General features: G+C 61.0%; 14 protein-coding genes. 10 read left to right on the top strand and 4 right to left on the bottom strand.

Annotated features, from left to right (window positions below; translation table 11 throughout):
- Positions 1-82: 82 nt before the first annotated feature.
- The 3 genes from IP85_RS21170 to IP85_RS21160 all read right to left on the bottom strand — a co-directional run bounded on the left by IP85_RS21170 (position 83) and on the right by IP85_RS21160 (position 2,814).
- On the bottom strand, positions 83-1,432 hold the full coding sequence (locus tag IP85_RS21170) for a TRAP transporter large permease subunit (RefSeq protein ID WP_054151638.1): 1,350 nt from the start codon (positions 1,430-1,432) through the stop codon (positions 83-85).
- Positions 1,429-1,938, bottom strand: a complete 510-nt coding sequence (locus IP85_RS21165; protein ID WP_054151637.1) for a TRAP transporter small permease subunit — start codon at positions 1,936-1,938, stop codon at positions 1,429-1,431. The genes IP85_RS21170 and IP85_RS21165 overlap by 4 nt, the downstream gene beginning before the upstream one ends.
- 105 nt (positions 1,939-2,043) lie before the next feature.
- Positions 2,044-2,814, bottom strand: coding sequence for an N-formylglutamate amidohydrolase (locus IP85_RS21160; RefSeq protein ID WP_054151636.1), 771 nt, complete (start codon positions 2,812-2,814; stop codon positions 2,044-2,046).
- Between the two features lie 181 nt (positions 2,815-2,995).
- Here IP85_RS21160 and IP85_RS21155 point away from each other — a divergent pair, with 181 nt between their 5' ends.
- The 10 genes from IP85_RS21155 to IP85_RS21110 all read left to right on the top strand — a co-directional run bounded on the left by IP85_RS21155 (position 2,996) and on the right by IP85_RS21110 (position 12,797).
- The gene (locus IP85_RS21155; RefSeq protein WP_054151635.1) at positions 2,996-3,874 is read left to right on the top strand and encodes a MurR/RpiR family transcriptional regulator; all 879 of its coding nucleotides are present in this window, start codon (positions 2,996-2,998) and stop codon (positions 3,872-3,874) included.
- Between the two features lie 133 nt (positions 3,875-4,007).
- Positions 4,008-5,114, top strand: coding sequence for an ABC transporter substrate-binding protein (locus tag IP85_RS21150; protein WP_054151634.1), 1,107 nt, complete (start codon positions 4,008-4,010; stop codon positions 5,112-5,114).
- 98 nt (positions 5,115-5,212) lie between these two features.
- A complete protein-coding gene (locus IP85_RS21145) occupies positions 5,213-6,103 on the top strand; it encodes an ABC transporter permease subunit (protein ID WP_006728769.1) in 891 nt (296 codons plus the stop codon).
- On the top strand, positions 6,100-6,882 hold the full coding sequence (locus tag IP85_RS21140; RefSeq protein WP_054151633.1) for an ABC transporter permease: 783 nt from the start codon (positions 6,100-6,102) through the stop codon (positions 6,880-6,882). The genes IP85_RS21145 and IP85_RS21140 overlap by 4 nt, the downstream gene beginning before the upstream one ends.
- 12 nt (positions 6,883-6,894) lie before the next feature.
- On the top strand, positions 6,895-7,947 hold the full coding sequence (locus IP85_RS21135; protein ID WP_054151632.1) for an ABC transporter ATP-binding protein: 1,053 nt from the start codon (positions 6,895-6,897) through the stop codon (positions 7,945-7,947).
- Positions 7,948-8,021: 74 nt separating this feature from the next.
- Positions 8,022-9,065 (top strand): zinc-dependent alcohol dehydrogenase family protein, encoded by a 1,044-nt coding sequence (locus tag IP85_RS21130; RefSeq protein WP_054151631.1) that lies wholly within the window; start codon positions 8,022-8,024, stop codon positions 9,063-9,065.
- Between the two features lie 102 nt (positions 9,066-9,167).
- Positions 9,168-10,325: a spermidine/putrescine ABC transporter substrate-binding protein gene (locus tag IP85_RS21125; protein WP_054151630.1), complete on the top strand. Its 1,158-nt coding sequence runs from the start codon at positions 9,168-9,170 to the stop codon at positions 10,323-10,325.
- A gap of 74 nt (positions 10,326-10,399) precedes the next feature.
- Positions 10,400-11,269 (top strand): hypothetical protein, encoded by an 870-nt coding sequence (locus IP85_RS21120; protein WP_054151629.1) that lies wholly within the window; start codon positions 10,400-10,402, stop codon positions 11,267-11,269.
- A 74-nt stretch (positions 11,270-11,343) separates the two neighbouring features.
- Positions 11,344-11,874, top strand: coding sequence for a GNAT family N-acetyltransferase (locus IP85_RS21115; protein ID WP_054151628.1), 531 nt, complete (start codon positions 11,344-11,346; stop codon positions 11,872-11,874).
- A gap of 260 nt (positions 11,875-12,134) precedes the next feature.
- Positions 12,135-12,797: a hypothetical protein gene (locus IP85_RS21110; protein ID WP_054151627.1), complete on the top strand. Its 663-nt coding sequence runs from the start codon at positions 12,135-12,137 to the stop codon at positions 12,795-12,797.
- A 14-nt stretch (positions 12,798-12,811) separates the two neighbouring features.
- Here IP85_RS21110 and metH read toward each other — a convergent pair whose 3' ends face one another.
- Positions 12,812-16,573, bottom strand: coding sequence for a methionine synthase (gene metH / locus IP85_RS21105; protein WP_054151626.1), 3,762 nt, complete (start codon positions 16,571-16,573; stop codon positions 12,812-12,814).
- Positions 16,574-16,619 lie beyond the last annotated feature (46 nt).

The raw sequence follows: 16,619 nt of genomic DNA, 5'->3' as shown, positions 1-16,619 counted from the left end.
TCTTTTGAAGCCCGCAGGACCTGAGGTCCGGCGGGTAGTCCTGGTGCCGGGCCCGTTTGTCGGGCCTCTTTTCATTCGAACGCTAACCTCTGAGATAGATCTGGCTCGGCAGCCATGTCGCGATCTGTGGAAAGATCATGATGATCACCATGCCGAGCACCATGATCAGGACGAACGGGATCACCGACCGATAGATATCTATCAGCCTGAAATCGGGTGGCGCCATCGCCTTCATCAGGAAGAGATTATAACCGAAGGGCGGTGTCATGTAGGCGATCTGGCAGGTGATCGTGTAGAGCACGCCATACCAGATCAGCGGGTTTTCAATGCCCAGATCCAGCTTGCCGACGAGCGGAATGTAAAGCGGCGCGACGATGACCAGCATGGCCGTATCGTCGAGGAAGGCCCCCATCACCAGGAACGACAGCTGCATCATGATCAGGATCTGCCAAGGGGTCAGACCGATGTCATTGACCAGTAGCTTTTCGATCGCCCTGACCGCACCCAGTCCGTCGAAGACGGCGCCGAAGCAGAGGGCTGCCAGAATGATCCACATGAACATGCAGGAAATGCCGAGCGTCTGCTCAAGCACCCGGTTCCAGACCGCCTTGGTGAGCCGTCCCTTGTACCAGGCCGCAAAGAGAGCCCCGAGCGCACCGACCGCCGAACTCTCGACGAGGCTGGTGATGCCCATCAGGAAGAGACCCATCATCAGGAAGAAGATGAGGAACGGCAGGATGCCCGCCTGCAAGAGCTTGAGCTTCTCGCGCATCGGCATGTCACGCTCTTCCTTGGGAAGGGCCGGACCCAACGCCGGATTGAGACGGCAGCGGATGATGATGTAGAGGCAGAACATCGTCGCAAGCATCAGTCCGGGGAAGACGCCTGCAAGCCAGAGCTGGCTCACCGGCTGGCGGGCAATCATGCCGTAAAGCACCAGCACCACACTCGGTGGGATCAGAATGCCGAGCGAGCTTCCGGCCTGGATGACCCCGGAGACCATGATCTTGTCGTAGCCGCGGCGCAGCAGTTCCGGAAGCGCGATAGACGCCCCGATCGCCATGCCCGCGACGGACAGACCATTCATCGCCGAGATCACGACCATCAACCCGATCGTGCCGACCGCCAGACCGCCCGGCATGCCACCGAACCAGACATGGAAGGCCTTGTAGAGGTCCTCTGCGATGCCGGATTCCGACAGCATATAGCCCATGTAGATGAAGAGCGGCAGCGTCAGCAGCGGATACCACTTCATCAGCTTCATGCCGGCCGAGAAGCCCATCTCGAAGCCGCCATTGCCCCAGAGCACGGCAGCCGCCACGACGCCGACGAAGCCGATGGTCGCAAACACACGCTGCCCTGTCAGCATCGACATCATCATCGATGAGAACATCAGGAGCGCGATCATTTCGTAGCTGAGGAACTCAGTCATGCAAGCGGCCTCCCCATGGCAATGGCAAGGTCCTTGATGAAGATCGAGGTCGCCTGCAGGAAGGTGAGGAAGATACCGACAACCATGACAATCTTCACGGGAGCCATGTAGGGCGACCAGGAAGAATAGCTGGTTTCACCATATTGCAGTGCGTAGGTGGTGCTCGAGACACCGCCCCAGAGCAGGAAGAACAGGTAGACGAACAGCATCATGATCGTGATCACGTCGACGATCGCCTTGGTCTTCGGCGACCAGCGACCGTAGAGCAGGTCCATACGCACATGGCTGTCGAGTTGCAGCGAATAGGCGCCACCCAAGAGATAATAGCCTGCCATGACGAACTGCGCCATTTCCAGCGTCCAGTGCGCTGGCAGGAACAGACCTTTGGAGATGGACGAATAGAGCAGGATGCCCATCATGACGAAGACGCCATACATGACGATCCGGCCGACGCGGCGATTGAAGGCATCGACGATACGCACGTAGGTTTTCAGGGCTTGCGGCATCAGTCTACCGCCTGCCCGGACCGCATCAGCGGTCTTCGTCTCATGATCTCGTATGCCGGCATCCGTTCCCTCATTGATTTTTGGTTTGCTCAGCGTTTCGAATAGTTATGCGACCCTTTCGAGCGCTCCTGAAATCAAGTCCGCGAGATAGGTGGAGATGGCCTTGAGGCCTGCTTCATCGCGAACCAGATCGTTGCGCACCTCGATCATCACATTGGCGAAGCCTTGCGGCAGTGCATGCAGACGCAGCGTATGGGTCACGCCGTCTTCGGGTCCGTAGGGCGAGTTGCGCTCAACACGGTAAGGACCACCGGCCGCGGCCTCAAGCATGGCATCCGCCAGGCGACTGTCCGTATCGTGGAGGATGCCGATCTCGACCTCGCGCGGTTTGCCAAAATAGACCGGCGTAAACGTATGCACGGTGACGATGACGGGCTTGCCGCCCTCCCCGGCGACCCGCGCAATCTCGGCAGCAATCCGGTCGTGGAAGGGGACGTAGAGCGCCGCCGTCCGCGCATAACGCTCCGCCGGGCTGAGGTTCAGATTTCCCGGGATCGCGTAGATCTCGCTCTTTTCCGGCATGGCCGCCGGCGATTCCGGCGGACGATTGCAGTCATAGATCAGTCGCGAGAAACGCTGGTGGACGAGCAGGCCGTTGAGCGAGGTCGACAGGCGCTGGGCGATCTCCAGAGCGCCCGGATCCCAGGCGATATGGCTGGACAGTGCCTCCGGTGAAAGACCAAGATCACCTGCCGATGGCGGCAACACGGCAGATGCGTGCTCGCAGACAAAGACGAGACCGCTCGCCGCCGTCGCATTATCGACTGCAACCACCTCACCGTCCGACGCTGTCAGGATCCCCGACCTCAAGAGCATGCTGATTGTTCCCCAGGGCTCGTTGGCCCAACTTATTTTCGAAGAGAATTCTTCACGGTTAAGCGTCTGTCAATCCGCTACTGAAAAATTCTCTTCAATGGCCAGTTGACTCAATTGTGACAGCGAGGCTTAATCCGAAAAAAGCCGGCGACAGACTGGCTTGAGGGGAGTCAATCGGTTCTTGATGAATGCGTCGACCACGGTGTCGGACGTGATCCATGCCCATTTCGACGGGCTGACGCGTGCCGAACGGCAGCTGGCAGAAAGCCTGCTGCAGAACTACCCCGTCTCCGGACTGGGCAGCATCACCACCGTTGCCGAGAATGCCGGCGTCTCGACCCCGACAGTCGCCCGCATGGTGCAGAAGCTCGGCTACAAGGGTTATCCGGAATTCCAGGCGCATCTCCACCAGGAGCTTGAGGCGACGATCTCAAACCCGATCGCCAAGCACGATCGTTGGGCCGCCAACGCCCCCAATCGCCATATCCTCAATCGCTTTGCAGAAGCCGTGATGGCCAATCTGCGCAACTCGCTGGGAGAACTGCGCACGGCGACCTTCGATGAAGCCGCTCGTCTGATCGGCGACCGCCATCGCAGCATCTATTTCGTCGGCGGACGCATCACGGGGGCGCTTGCCGAATACTTCTTCACCCATATGCAGGTCATCCGTCCCCGGACGACCTTGATGTCGTCGAATGCCAGTTCCTGGCCGCAGCACGTCCTCAATATGCAGGATGGCGACGTGCTCGTGATCTTCGACATCAGGCGCTACGAGGCGGATCTGACGACGCTCGCGGAGGTCGCGCGCGCCAACGGCGTGCAGATCATCGTGTTTACAGACCAGTGGATGTCGCCGGTGGCACAGCATGCCCGCCACTGTTTCAAGCTCCATATCGAGGCGCCGTCGGCTTGGGACAGCTCCGTCGTGACGCTGTTTGTCGTCGAAGCCCTGATCGAGGCCGTGCAGAGCTCGTCCTGGGACGAGACGCGCGAGCGAATGAACACCCTCGAAGGACTATTCGAACAGGCACGCCTGTTCCGAAAGCCCCGACATGGCTGAGAGAAGAAACCGGAGGATCGTCCAGGATACGGGCCAATATCGATAGACCAGGCAAGGCCGATATCCGTCACATAACCATAACAAAGGCCACATAAGTGAACCGCATCGCTTCCAACACAAGAGGAGAACTACAGTGACAACCAATCTTCGCAAATTCCTGTCGCTCACGACCGCGCTGGTCATGACGAGCTCGGCCGTCGCCTATGCCGAGCCGAGCGCCGAGCTCATCGAAGCTGCCAAGAAGGAAGGCATGCTGACCACCATCGCCCTGCCCCACGACTGGTGCGGCTACGGCGAAGTCATCGCCGCCTTCAAGGCGAAGTATCCGGAAATCACCGTCAACGAACTGAACCCGGATGCCGGCTCGGCCGACGAAGTCGAAGCCATCAAGGCAAACAAGGACAACAAGGGCCCGCAGGCTCCTGACGTCGTTGACGTCGGTCTCGCCTTCGGTCCGCAGATGAAGGCCGAAGGCCTGCTTCAGCCGTACAAGGTCTCCACCTGGGACGAAATCCCTGATAACATCAAGGACGCTGAAGGCTACTGGTACGGCGACTACTACGGCGTCATGTCGCTCCTGGTGAACAAGGACCTCGTCGCCAACACGCCGAAGGACTGGGCCGATCTTCTGAAGCCGGAATATGCAGGCCAGGTCGCTCTCGCCGGTGACCCGCGCGCCTCCAACCAGGCTATCCTCGGCGTTCTCGCCGCCGGCATGGCAACCGGTGCAGCTGCCGGCAAGGACGCCGGTGAAGCAGGCCTGAACTACTTTGCCGAAATGAACAAGGCCGGCAACTTCGTGCCTGTCATCGGCAAGTCCGGCACGCTCGCCCAGGGCGCGACCCCGATCGTCGTCATGTGGGACTACAACGCGCTCGCCGCTCGTGACACGCTGGCCGGCAACCCGCCGGTCGAAGTCGTCGTTCCGGACAAGGGCGTTCTCGCTGGCGTCTACGTTCAGGGCATCTCTGCCTATGCACCGCACCCGAATGCAGCCAAGCTGTGGATGGAACACCTGTATTCCGACGAAGGTCAGCTCGGCTGGCTGAAGGGTTACTGCCACCCGGCCCGCTTCAACGCCATGGTCAAGGCCGGCAAGGTTCCGCAGGACCTTCTCGACGCCCTGCCGCCGGCTGAGTCCTACGAAAAGGCCTACTTCCCGACGCTCGAAGAAGTCGACGCCAACAAGGCTGCCGTTACGGCGGGCTGGGACAGCGTCGTCGGCGCCAACGTTCAGTAAGTCGAGACCTTGATGTGCCGCCCCGATCTTTTCTAAGGTCGGGGCGGCGCTCGCATTTTAAGAAGATCCGTCGAAACACGGACAGAGGGGCAGATCGAATGTCGACAGAGGCGGTGAGCCCGGGCCATCAGGCACGGCCACGAACGAAACTTCCACTTCACTGGCTCGGGGTCTTGCCCTTTGCAGCTTTCGTGATTCTCTTCCTGATCATGCCGACGATGAAGATCGTCATCGGCGCATTTCAGCGTCCGGACGGCTCGTTCACCTTCGACAATGTGCTTGGCCTGTTCACCCCCTCGATCATGGCCGCCTACTGGATCTCCATCAAGATCAGTCTCGCCTCGGCAATTCTCGGCTGCCTGATCGGATTCGGCGTGGCCGCCGCGGTCATTCTCGGCGGACTGCCTGCCTGGATCCGCAGCCCGCTGCTGACATTTTCCGGCGTTGCCTCGAACTTCGCCGGCGTGCCGCTCGCCTTCGCCTTCCTCGCGACGCTCGGCCCTGTCGGTATGTTGACCGTCTTCCTCAAGACCCAGCTTGGCATCGATCTGCGCCTTCTCGGCTTCAATCTCCTGTCCTTCTGGGGACTGACGATCACCTATCTCTTCTTCCAGATCCCGCTGATGATCCTGATCATCGCGCCGGCACTCGACGGCCTGAAGCGCGAATGGCGCGAGGCGGCCTCGATCCTCGGCGCGACCAATGCGCAATACTGGCGGCTCGTGGCCTTCCCGATTCTTTTGCCCTCGATCCTCGGCACCATGGCGCTGCTCTTCGCAAATGCGTTCGGCGCTGTCGCAACCGCGATCGCACTGACCGGCTCTTCGCTGAATATCGTGCCGATCCTGCTCTTCGCCCAGATCCGCGGCGACGTCCTGGGCGACCCCCATCTCGGCTACGCGCTCGCCTTTGGCATGATCGTCGTCACCGGAATTGCCAATGGCCTCTACATCTGGCTGCGCGCCCGCAGCGAAAGGTGGATGAAATGAAACGTCTCTGGGCTTGGGCCGCGCTGATCTTCGGCCTTCTCTATTTCATCCTGCCGCTGATCGGCATGACGAACTTCTCGCTGAAAATGCGCCGCGGCGAGTATTCCTTCGATGCCTATGCCAAGGTTCTGGCCGATCCGCGCTTCCAGGAAACCTTCAGCTATTCTGTGACGATGGCTCTGACGACCATCATCTTCGGCGTATTCCTGATCGTACCCACGGCCTATTGGGTGCGGCTGAAGATGCCCGGCCTTCGCCCGTACATCGAATTCGTCACGCTGCTGCCGCTCGTGATCCCAGCGATCGTCGTCGTGTTCGGCTATATCCGCCTCTATAACACCTCGAGCTGGCTGCCGCTGACCGGCTCCTCCACCGGCACGAACATGCTGCTCATGTTCGGTTATGCCACGCTCGGCCTGCCCTACATGTACCGCGCGGTTGATACGGGCTTGAGAACCATCGACGTCGCCACCCTGACGGAGGCAGCCCAGAGCCTCGGAGCGGGTTGGGCGACGATCATCGGCCGCATCATCCTGCCGAATGTCTCCGTCGCCGTCATGTCGGGCGCCTTCGTCACCTTCGCCATCGTCATGGGCGAATTCACGATGGCCGCCCTTCTCAACAAGCCAGCCTTTGGCCCCTACATGCAGCTGCTCGGCGCCAACAGGGCCTATGAGCCGGCGGCTCTCGCCGTGATCGCGTTTTGCATCACTTGGGGCTGCCTCGGCCTGATGCAGCTCGTCTCCCGCCTCCAGAAAACAGCCCCCCGCCAGGCTTGAGGACATCAATTCATGAGCTTTCTGACCCTAAACAACCTCAAGAAATCCTTCGGTGCAACGCAGGTCGTGCACGACTTCAACATGGCGATCGACAAGGGCGAATTCGTCTCCTTCCTTGGCCCGTCGGGCTGCGGCAAGACCACCGTGCTGCGGATGGTGGCCGGTTTCGAGACCCCGTCGGCCGGCTCCATCGTCGTCGATGGCAAGGACCAGACGAACCTGAAGCCAAACCAGCGCAACATCGGCATGGTCTTCCAGGCCTATGCGCTGTTTCCCAACATGAACGTCTTCGACAACGTCGCCTTTGGCCTGAAGATCGCCGGCATGCCGAAAGCCGATATCGAGGCGCGCGTGAAGGAGATGCTCTCCCTCATTCACCTCGAACATCTGGCCGAGCGCTACCCCTACCAGCTGTCTGGCGGACAGCAGCAGCGCGTCGCACTCGCCCGCGCGCTTGCCCCCAAACCCCAGGTCCTGCTCCTGGACGAACCGCTTTCGGCGCTCGACGCAAAGATCCGCGTGTCGCTGCGCGAAGAAATCCGCCAGATCCAGCAGAAGCTCGGCATAACCACTGTCTTCGTTACCCATGACCAGGAAGAGGCGCTGTCGATATCCGACCGCATCGTCGTCATGAATGCCGGCAAGGCCGACCAGATCGGCACGCCCTTCGAGATCTACAACCGCCCGACGACCCGCTTCGTCGCCTCCTTCGTCGGCACGCTCAATGTGCTGGATGCCGTCGTCGCCGATCAGGGCGCCGGCATCGTGCAGATCGGGGACAAGACGCTGGCGATCAAGGAGACGATCCCCACGGCGAACGGCCAAACCATCCAGCTCGCCATGCGACCGGAGGCCGGCACGCTCGCAGGAGCGGATGAAGCCACGGTGCGGGGCCAGGTTACATCGAGCCAGTTCCTCGGCTCGGTTATCCGCACACGCATCGATGTTGGTGGCAAGACACTGTCCTTCGACACCTTCAACGACCCCGGCACCAGACCGCCGACCGTTGGCGATACCGTGGGCGTGAAGATCGACCCGACTGCCTTGATCCTGCTCGCCGACTAAGGCAAACGACGTCCAAGGGCAATTGTGTCGGAATGCCGTCCGCAAGGGCGGCATTCGCATCTGGAGGATATCCCATGCGGGCGATGTATTTTGAAGCATTCGGTGCAGCACCCGAAATCCGCACCCTGCCCGATCCGACGCCGACCAATGCCGGTGTGGTCATCTCCGTCAAGGCGACAGGCCTCTGCCGCAGCGACTGGCACGGCTGGATGGGCCACGATCCCGATATCCGCCTTCCCCATGTCCCCGGCCACGAACTGGCTGGCACGATCTCGGCTGTCGGCCGTGACGTGCGCCGGTTCAAGGTCGGCGACCGCGTGACAGTGCCCTTTGTCTCCGGTTGCGGCCACTGCATGGAATGCCGCTCCGGCAACCAGCAGGTTTGCGAGGAACAGTTCCAGCCGGGCTTCACCCATTGGGGCTCGTTTGCCGAATATGTGGCAATCGATTATGCCGACCAGAACCTCGTGCATCTGCCGGAAGAGATCAGCTACGAGACGGCGGCAAGCCTCGGCTGCCGCTTTGCCACCTCTTTCCGGGCCGTGGTCGACCAGGGCCGGCTCCAGGGTGGTGAGTGGCTGGCGGTCCATGGTTGCGGCGGTGTTGGCCTCTCGGCCATCATGATCGGTGCAGCGCTTGGCGCCAATGTCGTCGCCATCGACATCGCCGAGGACAAGCTGGCACTCGCCAAGGCGCTCGGCGCATCCGTCACCATCGACAGCCGCTCGGTTGCCGATGTCTCCGAAGCAGTGCGTGATGTGACCGGCGGCGGTGCACATGTCTCGGTCGATGCGCTCGGCCATCCCCAGACCTGCTGCAACTCGATCCTCAACCTTCGCCGACGCGGTCGCCATGTTCAGGTCGGGCTGATGCTGGCAGATCACGCGACACCGGCAATCCCGATGGCGCGCGTCATTGCCCACGAACTCGAGATCTATGGCAGCCACGGAATGCAGTCCTGGCGCTATGATGCCATGCTGCGCATGATCCTCTCCGGCAAGCTCTCACCCGATCGCCTGATCGGCCGTCGCATCACCCTTTCGGAAGCGGCCCCTGCGCTCGCCACCATGGACAGCTTCCGCGAAAACGGCATCAGCATCATCGATCGCATGGTGTAAGAACCCAGGCGCGCAAGCAGTTTTCATCTTATGGTGTGATAGCGTTAACCCGTTTGTGGTGAAATTCGGCGGCACGAAACCGGCAACGGATCGAGAGCAGCCATGGCCGCCAGGAAGACATCGACGGAGATTGACGCCAAGGGTTTCATGGCAGAGTTCATGCGCCTGAAACGTGGCTCCGTCACGCGTCGTCATTTTCTTGCTGTCACCGGGCTCGGAATGGCCGCCCTCGTCATTGGAGGAAGCCGCAGGACCAGCGTGGCAACGTCGGAAGGTTCGCCGCTCGGCAAGAAGGTTTCACTCGCGACCTGGCCGAACTACCATGATCCCACGACCTTCGAGAACTTCACGTCCCGCTACGGCGTCGAGGTCGACGTTTCGATCATCGGTTCCAACGAGGGCACCTTGCTGGCCCTTGAAAGAGGAAGGGTCTGGGACATCATCGTACCCACCCAGTATGCGATCGCGCCCTATGTGCAACGAGACATGCTCGAGCCCCTTGAACTCCGGCGCCTTCCGAATTTTGATCTGGCCGCGCATGCCGATCGCTTCATGAAGCCCGGCGTCCGGGCAGGCGCGATCTATGGCGTGCCAAAGAACGCCGGTACGACTGGCATTGCCTACAACAGCCGTGAACTTGAGCCGGTGCAGACCTGGCGCGATTTCTTCGATATCGCCATGACGGAGGCTTCGGGCAGGACCATCGTGCATGACTACCAGCTGACCGCCATCGGCAATGCTCTGGTCGCCCTCGGCCACAACTTCAACTCACTTGACCCAGTTGAACTGCAAAGCGCTGAAAAGCTGCTTATTGAGGTCAGGCCGCATCTGCTGGCGGTCGACAGTGATTATCAGCCTGCCATGCGCACCGGCGAGGCCTGGATGACCATGTGCTGGAGCAATGACGCCTCGCAGATGCACCGAGATGTGCCAGAGATCGCCTATTCCATCGCGACCGATGGCGGCGAGATCTGGACGGACTATTACGCGATCCCGGCCAAAGCACATAACAAGCCGGGCGCCCATGCCCTGATCAACCACCTGCTCGACCCGGAGATCGCAGCCCGCGAGCACATCGTCCATGGCGGCACGGTAACCGATCGACGCGTCCGTGCGCTTCTGCCGGAAGAGATCCTCGCGGACGAGATCATCTATCCGGATGAAGCGAGACTTTCACCGCTCGAATTCGGATTGGCCGTCGCAATGACGGACCCGACCCGCGCCGAGATCATGAGTCGCTTTCGCGCCGCCCGCGGCTGACGCCAACCTCCTGCCATGCTAGGCACGAAACGCGCCGGATACCTCCGGCACGACGTTTTCAGCGCGAGGCCTTCATGCCACAGATTTCCATCATCGACACCATTTCAGACCCCGGCAAAGACACGAGACCAAACGAGGATCGCCTCGGCTACAACAGGCATGCCGCTTTCGTCATCGACGGCGCGACAGGCCTTGGCGACCGCCAGTTCATGGATGGCTTCGGCTCGGACGCCGCCTGGATCGCGGAATTCGCAGCACTCCGCTTCGCTGAACGCCTCGATGGCGGCGCCGATCCGAAAGCTGTCCTGCGAGAGGTCTCAGAAGAGGCGCGTGATACATTCACGACAATGGCTGGCGACCAGCCGCGCTACGCCTGGCCGCTCTGCAGCCTGACCGCCCTGCAGGCGACCAGCACCGTTTTCCGCTGGTTTGGCCTCGGCGACAGCTGCATGTACATCCTGCATGACAACGGCCAATCCGACTTCGTCATCCCGATCCCAGGCGCCTATGAATGGGAGCAACATCGGGCGGCAGAGCACATCGCCCGCCTCGGCGGCATCGGCGCGGCCGGGGTCGCCAATGACGACCCGCAGACGCTGGAAGACCTGCGTCGTGGTCGCGCCTTGCAGAACACGCCAAGTGGCTCGACCTGGACCTTCGGCGTGGTCCCCGAAGCCGCCGATCACCTCGCTCTGGTCGACGTCCCCGTTTACGGCGGCGGCGCCACCGCCCTCCTCTGCTCCGACGGCCTCGCCGATCTTGTGGCTCTCTACAAGCTCTACGACCCCGCCACGCTCATCCAGCGCGCCGCGACAGCCGGGCTGAAATCGCTGGTGTCAGAACTGCGGCATATGGAGCGTGAGGTGGACCCGGACGGATTGAAATATCCGCGTTACAAGCAGAGCGACGACACGACAGCGATCCTGCTGAGGCTGGAGGCGTAAAGGCAATGAACGGTCATCCTGTTGTGACAAAGGAAAGCTAAACGCACGTCCGGGCCGGAACGAGGCGGCGCCACATGATAGAAACCGAACGCCTTCTTCTGCGCCCGCCCAACACTTCGGATCGCTCGGCATGGACAGCATTCCTCTCTGATCCGAAAGTGACGCGTTTCATTGGCGGACCGCAGGATGAGGCTGGAGCTTGGCGCAATCTGTGCCTCTTTGCAGGTGCCTGGAGCATCCAAGGATACAGTAATTTCTCCGTCATCGAGAAAGCGTCTGGCCGATGGGTCGGTCGCGCTGGTGCATGGTACCCGCCCGGCTGGCCCGGGCGAGAAATCGGATGGGCGTTTCATCGCACCGTCTGGGGAAGAGGATATGCGACGGAGGCTGCGACAGCCTGCCTTATCTGGGCGTTTGAGGAACTTGGCTGGACCGAAGCAATCCACGTCATTCACCCTGAGAACCTCGCCTCCATCGCGGTCGCGAAAAGGATTGGAGCGGTCCCCCAGGCATCCGGGACTGAAGAGAGAAATCTCGTCTATATCAGCCGTAAAGAAGCCTTTGCTCTCAGGCAGGCTAAAGGCAGCAGGCGCGAAGGCAATTAGGAATCCGCCTCAATAACTTACCGCCGAATTCGGAATCGGTTTGTGAGGAAGGTGAAGGAAAGGATGAGCCCTTCATCCCCGGCGCAACGAGTTGCGCCTCACCCTTCGGGCTTCTTCTCCCCGCAAGCGAGGAGAAGAAGACGCAGCCACAAAGAGACGGCCGCACGCAGGCAACTAACGGTAAAGCTAAATCAATCTTCTACGTGCATACTTCGCTTGAATTTTCGAACGTGTTGAGGAAATCGAGTGAGGCCGCCCCGGTGATCAGCATTGAAAGTGCCTCGGCAAGCCGGTTGGAAGCCAGAAAAACGGATCGCGTTCAGACGCAAGGGCTGAAGACCGGCGGGGGCGAGGTAGCCGTCCACGCAACAGGCTCCGAGCCTGATCACAATCTGCTTTCCGGCCTGGAAGAAGCGCTGACCGAGACACGTCGCAAGATCGCGGAAGACCGCCTCGATCGGGCTAAGGAGGAAATGCGGATCCTCCGTCAGTTCTCCGTCTCGCCGGCCTTTCTGGCGCAACGTGCAGCGGCCATCGGGAAGGAGCTTGGAAACGCAGCGACAGACTATACCGAGCTCGTTCGCGACAGCATGGAGACCGCACAGAGAGATCCAGGTTCCACTGCCGTCACCAATGGCATTGTGAGTTCAGAGCCTCCGTCAACGGCATTGCCTGTTGAAAACGCCTCCATCGCTACTCTGACGGAGCGCGACCAGGACACCCTCGATACCTTCCGCTCGGCAATCTACCAAGCATGGGCGCTACTGGATCTGTCCTTGGAGGACCTCATCCGGGAGAACGACCTGCAGGCCACCGACGAGCTAGCTGCCGGTAGCTCCAGAGAGGTCATGCAATCCGCACTTCATGCCATGGACAATCTCAATCCCTTGAACGCTCTGCGCTCTCCAGCCTTCCACTTCTGAGCGGACGCCTGCAATCACTCTGCAGCCACCGCCTTCGGCACATAATTCAACACCGGCCCCAACCAGCGCTCGACCTCGCGCACATCCATGCCCTTGCGCGCCGCATAGTCCTCGACCTGGTCTCGCTCGACCTTTGCAACGCCGAAATAGTAGCTGTCGGGATGGCCGATATAGAGGCCCGAGACTGAGGAGCCGGGCCACATGGCATAGCTCTCGGTGAGCGTCACGCCGGTCGCAGCGGTGGCATCGAGCAGCGAGAAAAGCGTCACCTTTTCCGTATGGTCGGGCTGGGCCGGATAACCCGGCGCCGGGCGAATACCGGCATAGGTCTCTGAGATCAACTCCTCCGGCGCGAAGGCCTCGTCGGGCGCATAGCCCCAGAACTCGCGGCGCACCTGTTCATGCATGCGCTCGGCAAAGGCTTCGGCGAAACGATCGGCCAGCGCCTTGACCAGGATCGAGGAATAGTCGTCATTCGCCCGCTCGAAGCGCTCGGCAATCGCCACCTCCTCGATGCCGGCGGTCACCACGAAGCCACCGACATAGTCAGAAACGCCGGTCTCCACCGGCGCGACGAAATCGCTGAGCGCCACATTCGCCCGCCCCTCGCGCTTGGCGATCTGCTGGCGCAGCGTGAAGAAGGTTGCGAGTTCCTCGGTGCGGCTATCGTCCTTGAACAGCCGGATATCATCACCAACAGCATTGGCCGGCCAGAAGCCGATCACGGCACGCGGGCGGAACCAGTTCTCCTCGATGATCTTCTTGAGCATCGCCCGCGCATCGGCAAACAGCTGTCGCGCCGCCTCGCCCTGCTTCTCGTCCTCGAGGATCGCAGGATAGCGGCCCTTCAACTCCCAGGTCTGGAAGAAGGGCGTCCAGTCGATATAGCGGGCAAGCTCGGCAAGGTCATAGGTCTCGAACACCTTGGTGCCGGTAAAGCTCGGCTTGGTCGGCTTGTAAGCGCTCCAGTCGACCTTGACCGCATTCTCCCGGGCAGACGCCAGCGGCTGGCGCTGCTTCTCGGCTTCCGCCCGCGCATGGGCCTCGGCCACCTTGGCATATTCGCCCTTTATACCGTCTACATAGGTCTCGTTGCCGTCCTCGGCAAGAAGCGCCGAAACCACGCCCACGGCACGGCTGGCATCGGTGACATAGATCGCCTGGCCCGCCTTGTATTGCGGATGGATCTTCACCGCCGTATGCACCCGGCTCGTCGTTGCACCACCGATGAGAAGCGGCACCGTAAAGCCCTGCCGCTGCATTTCAGCCGCTACATGCACCATCTCGTCGAGCGAGGGCGTGATCAGGCCGGAGAGACCGATGACATCGACATTCTCGGCTTTCGCCACTTCGAGGATCTTGGTGGCCGGCACCATGACGCCGAGATCGATGATCTCGTAATTGTTGCAGGCGAGAACGACGCCGACGATGTTCTTGCCGATGTCATGCACATCGCCCTTGACGGTCGCCATCAGCACCTTGCCGGCCGCCTGGCGCTCACCAGTGCCGCCATTCAGGCGCTTCTCTTCTTCCATGTAGGGCAGCAGCACCGCCACAGCCTGCTTCATGACGCGGGCCGATTTCACCACCTGCGGCAGGAACATCTTGCCGGCCCCGAAAAGGTCGCCGACGACATTCATGCCCGCCATCAGCGGCCCCTCGATGACATGCAGCGGACGCTCAGCCTTTTGGCGCGCCTCTTCCGTATCAACATCGATGAATTCGGTGATGCCGTTGACAAGCGCATGCTCCAGCCGCTTTTCAACCGGCCATTCGCGCCACGTCATATCCTGCGTGCGGGCCTTGGCCTCGCCCGTGCCGCGATAGCGTTCGGCAATCTCGAGCAGCCGCTCGGTGCCATCCTTGCGGCCGTTCAGCACGACGTCCTCACAGGCCTCGCGCAGATCCTTGTCGATGCTTTCATAGACCGCGAGCTGACCGGCATTGACGATGCCCATATCCATGCCCGCCTGGATGGCGTGGTAGAGGAAGACCGCATGCATCGCTTCCCGCACCGGCTCATTGCCGCGGAAAGAGAAGGACAGGTTCGACACACCGCCCGAAATATGCACCAGCGGCATTTCCTGCCGGATCGTCCGCGTCGCCTCGATGAAGTCGACGCCGTAATTGTCGTGTTCCTCGATTCCGGTCGCGACAGCAAAGACGTTCGGATCGAAGATGATGTCTTCAGGCGCAAAGCCCGCCTCTTCTGTGAGGATCTTGTAGGCCCGCCGGCAGATCTCGACCTTGCGCTCGTAGGTATCGGCCTGCCCCTTCTCGTCAAAAGCCATGACGACGACGGCAGCGCCATAATTGCGGATGAGCTTGCCCTGAGCGACGAAATTCTCCTCGCCCTCCTTGAGCGAGATCGAGTTCACCACCGCCTTGCCCTGCACGCATTTCAGCCCCGCCTCGATGATCGCGAATTTCGACGAGTCGATCATCACGGGCACGCGGGCGATATCAGGCTCGGCGGCGATCAGGTTGAGGAACTCGACCATGGCCTTTTCCGAATCGATCAGGCCCTCATCCATGTTGATGTCGATGATCTGCGCGCCATTCTCCACCTGGTCGCGCGCGACGACGAGCGCTGCGGAATAATCACCAGCCGTGATCAGCTTGCGGAACTTGGCAGAACCGGTGACATTCGTCCGCTCGCCGACATTGACGAAGGGAATGTCCTTGGTAAGCTCGAAGGGCTCGAGCCCCGAGAGCGACATGAAGGGCCGATGCTCGGCAGGCGCACGCGGCACCCTGCCCTTCACGGCCTCGGCAATGGCGGCGATATGCGCAGGCGTGGACCCGCAGCAGCCACCGACCACATTGACGATGCCCTCTTCGGCAAAACCGGCAACGAGCTCCGCCATCTCTTCCGGGCTCTGGTCATATTGACCAAACTCATTCGGCAGACCGGCATTCGGATAGGCCGAAATGAAGGTGTCGGCGACACCGGACAATTCCTGCAGATGCGGCCGCATCGCATCAGCCCCGAGCGCGCAGTTCAAGCCGACGGCAAAGGGCTTGGCATGACGCACGGAATTCCAGAAGGCCGTCGGCGTCTGGCCGGAGAGCGTCCGGCCTGAAAGATCGGTGATCGTGCCCGAGATCATCACAGGCAGGCGAATGCCCTTGGCGAGGAAGCGCTCCTCGCAGGCAAAGATCGCAGCCTTGGCGTTCAGCGTATCGAAGATCGTCTCGATCAGGATGAGATCGGCACCACCATCGATCAAGCCGTCGATCTGCTCGCCATAGGCAAGGCGAAGATCGTCGAAGGAGACGGCACGGTAGCCGGGATTGTTTACGTCGGGCGAGATCGACGCCGTACGATTGGTCGGCCCGATGGCACCGGCCACGAAACGCCGCTTGCCGTCCTCCCGCTCGGCGCGCCATGCCGCCCGGCGCACGAGTTCCGCACCATGGCGGTTGAGGTCGTAGACCGCCCCTTCCATCTCGTAATCGGCCTGGGCAATCCGCGTCGACGAAAAGGTGTTGGTTTCAAGAATATCCGCACCCGCCATCGCATAGCGGAAATGGATGTCTTCGATGGCATCAGGCTGGGTGAGGATCAGGAGGTCGTTATTGCCCTGCTGATGGCAGGCACAGCCGAGGAAACGTTCGCCGCGAAAGTCGTCTTCCGTCAGGCCAAGACCCTGGATTTCGGTACCCATCGCGCCATCGAGGATCAGGATGCGTTCGCGCGCTGCCTCTTGCAGCGCCTTCAGGATCTCCGCCCCGTCACGGTTTGCGCCCTCGCGGCCGAACAGTTGATCGAGCATCTGCGAACTCTCCTATTGCGTATGCGACACGCCCAAATCACATAAA

The organism is Rhizobium sp. AAP116 (assembly GCF_001295785.1).
Lineage (GTDB): Bacteria > Pseudomonadota > Alphaproteobacteria > Rhizobiales > Rhizobiaceae > Allorhizobium.
Note: the sequence above shows the minus strand (reverse complement) of the source record. Positions and strands in the feature narration are given on the sequence as shown.

Coding starts and splice junctions, on each gene's coding strand:
- metH (WP_054151626.1), bottom strand. CDS start 16,573: ATGCTCGATCAACTGTTCGGCCGCGAGGGCGCAAACCGTGACGGGGCG.
- IP85_RS21115 (WP_054151628.1), top strand. CDS start 11,344: ATGATAGAAACCGAACGCCTTCTTCTGCGCCCGCCCAACACTTCGGAT.
- IP85_RS21165 (WP_054151637.1), bottom strand. CDS start 1,938: ATGCCGCAAGCCCTGAAAACCTACGTGCGTATCGTCGATGCCTTCAAT.
- IP85_RS21170 (WP_054151638.1), bottom strand. CDS start 1,432: ATGACTGAGTTCCTCAGCTACGAAATGATCGCGCTCCTGATGTTCTCA.
- IP85_RS21135 (WP_054151632.1), top strand. CDS start 6,895: ATGAGCTTTCTGACCCTAAACAACCTCAAGAAATCCTTCGGTGCAACG.
- IP85_RS21125 (WP_054151630.1), top strand. CDS start 9,168: ATGGCCGCCAGGAAGACATCGACGGAGATTGACGCCAAGGGTTTCATG.
- IP85_RS21145 (WP_006728769.1), top strand. CDS start 5,213: ATGTCGACAGAGGCGGTGAGCCCGGGCCATCAGGCACGGCCACGAACG.
- IP85_RS21130 (WP_054151631.1), top strand. CDS start 8,022: ATGCGGGCGATGTATTTTGAAGCATTCGGTGCAGCACCCGAAATCCGC.
- IP85_RS21120 (WP_054151629.1), top strand. CDS start 10,400: ATGCCACAGATTTCCATCATCGACACCATTTCAGACCCCGGCAAAGAC.
- IP85_RS21160 (WP_054151636.1), bottom strand. CDS start 2,814: ATGCTCTTGAGGTCGGGGATCCTGACAGCGTCGGACGGTGAGGTGGTT.
- IP85_RS21140 (WP_054151633.1), top strand. CDS start 6,100: ATGAAACGTCTCTGGGCTTGGGCCGCGCTGATCTTCGGCCTTCTCTAT.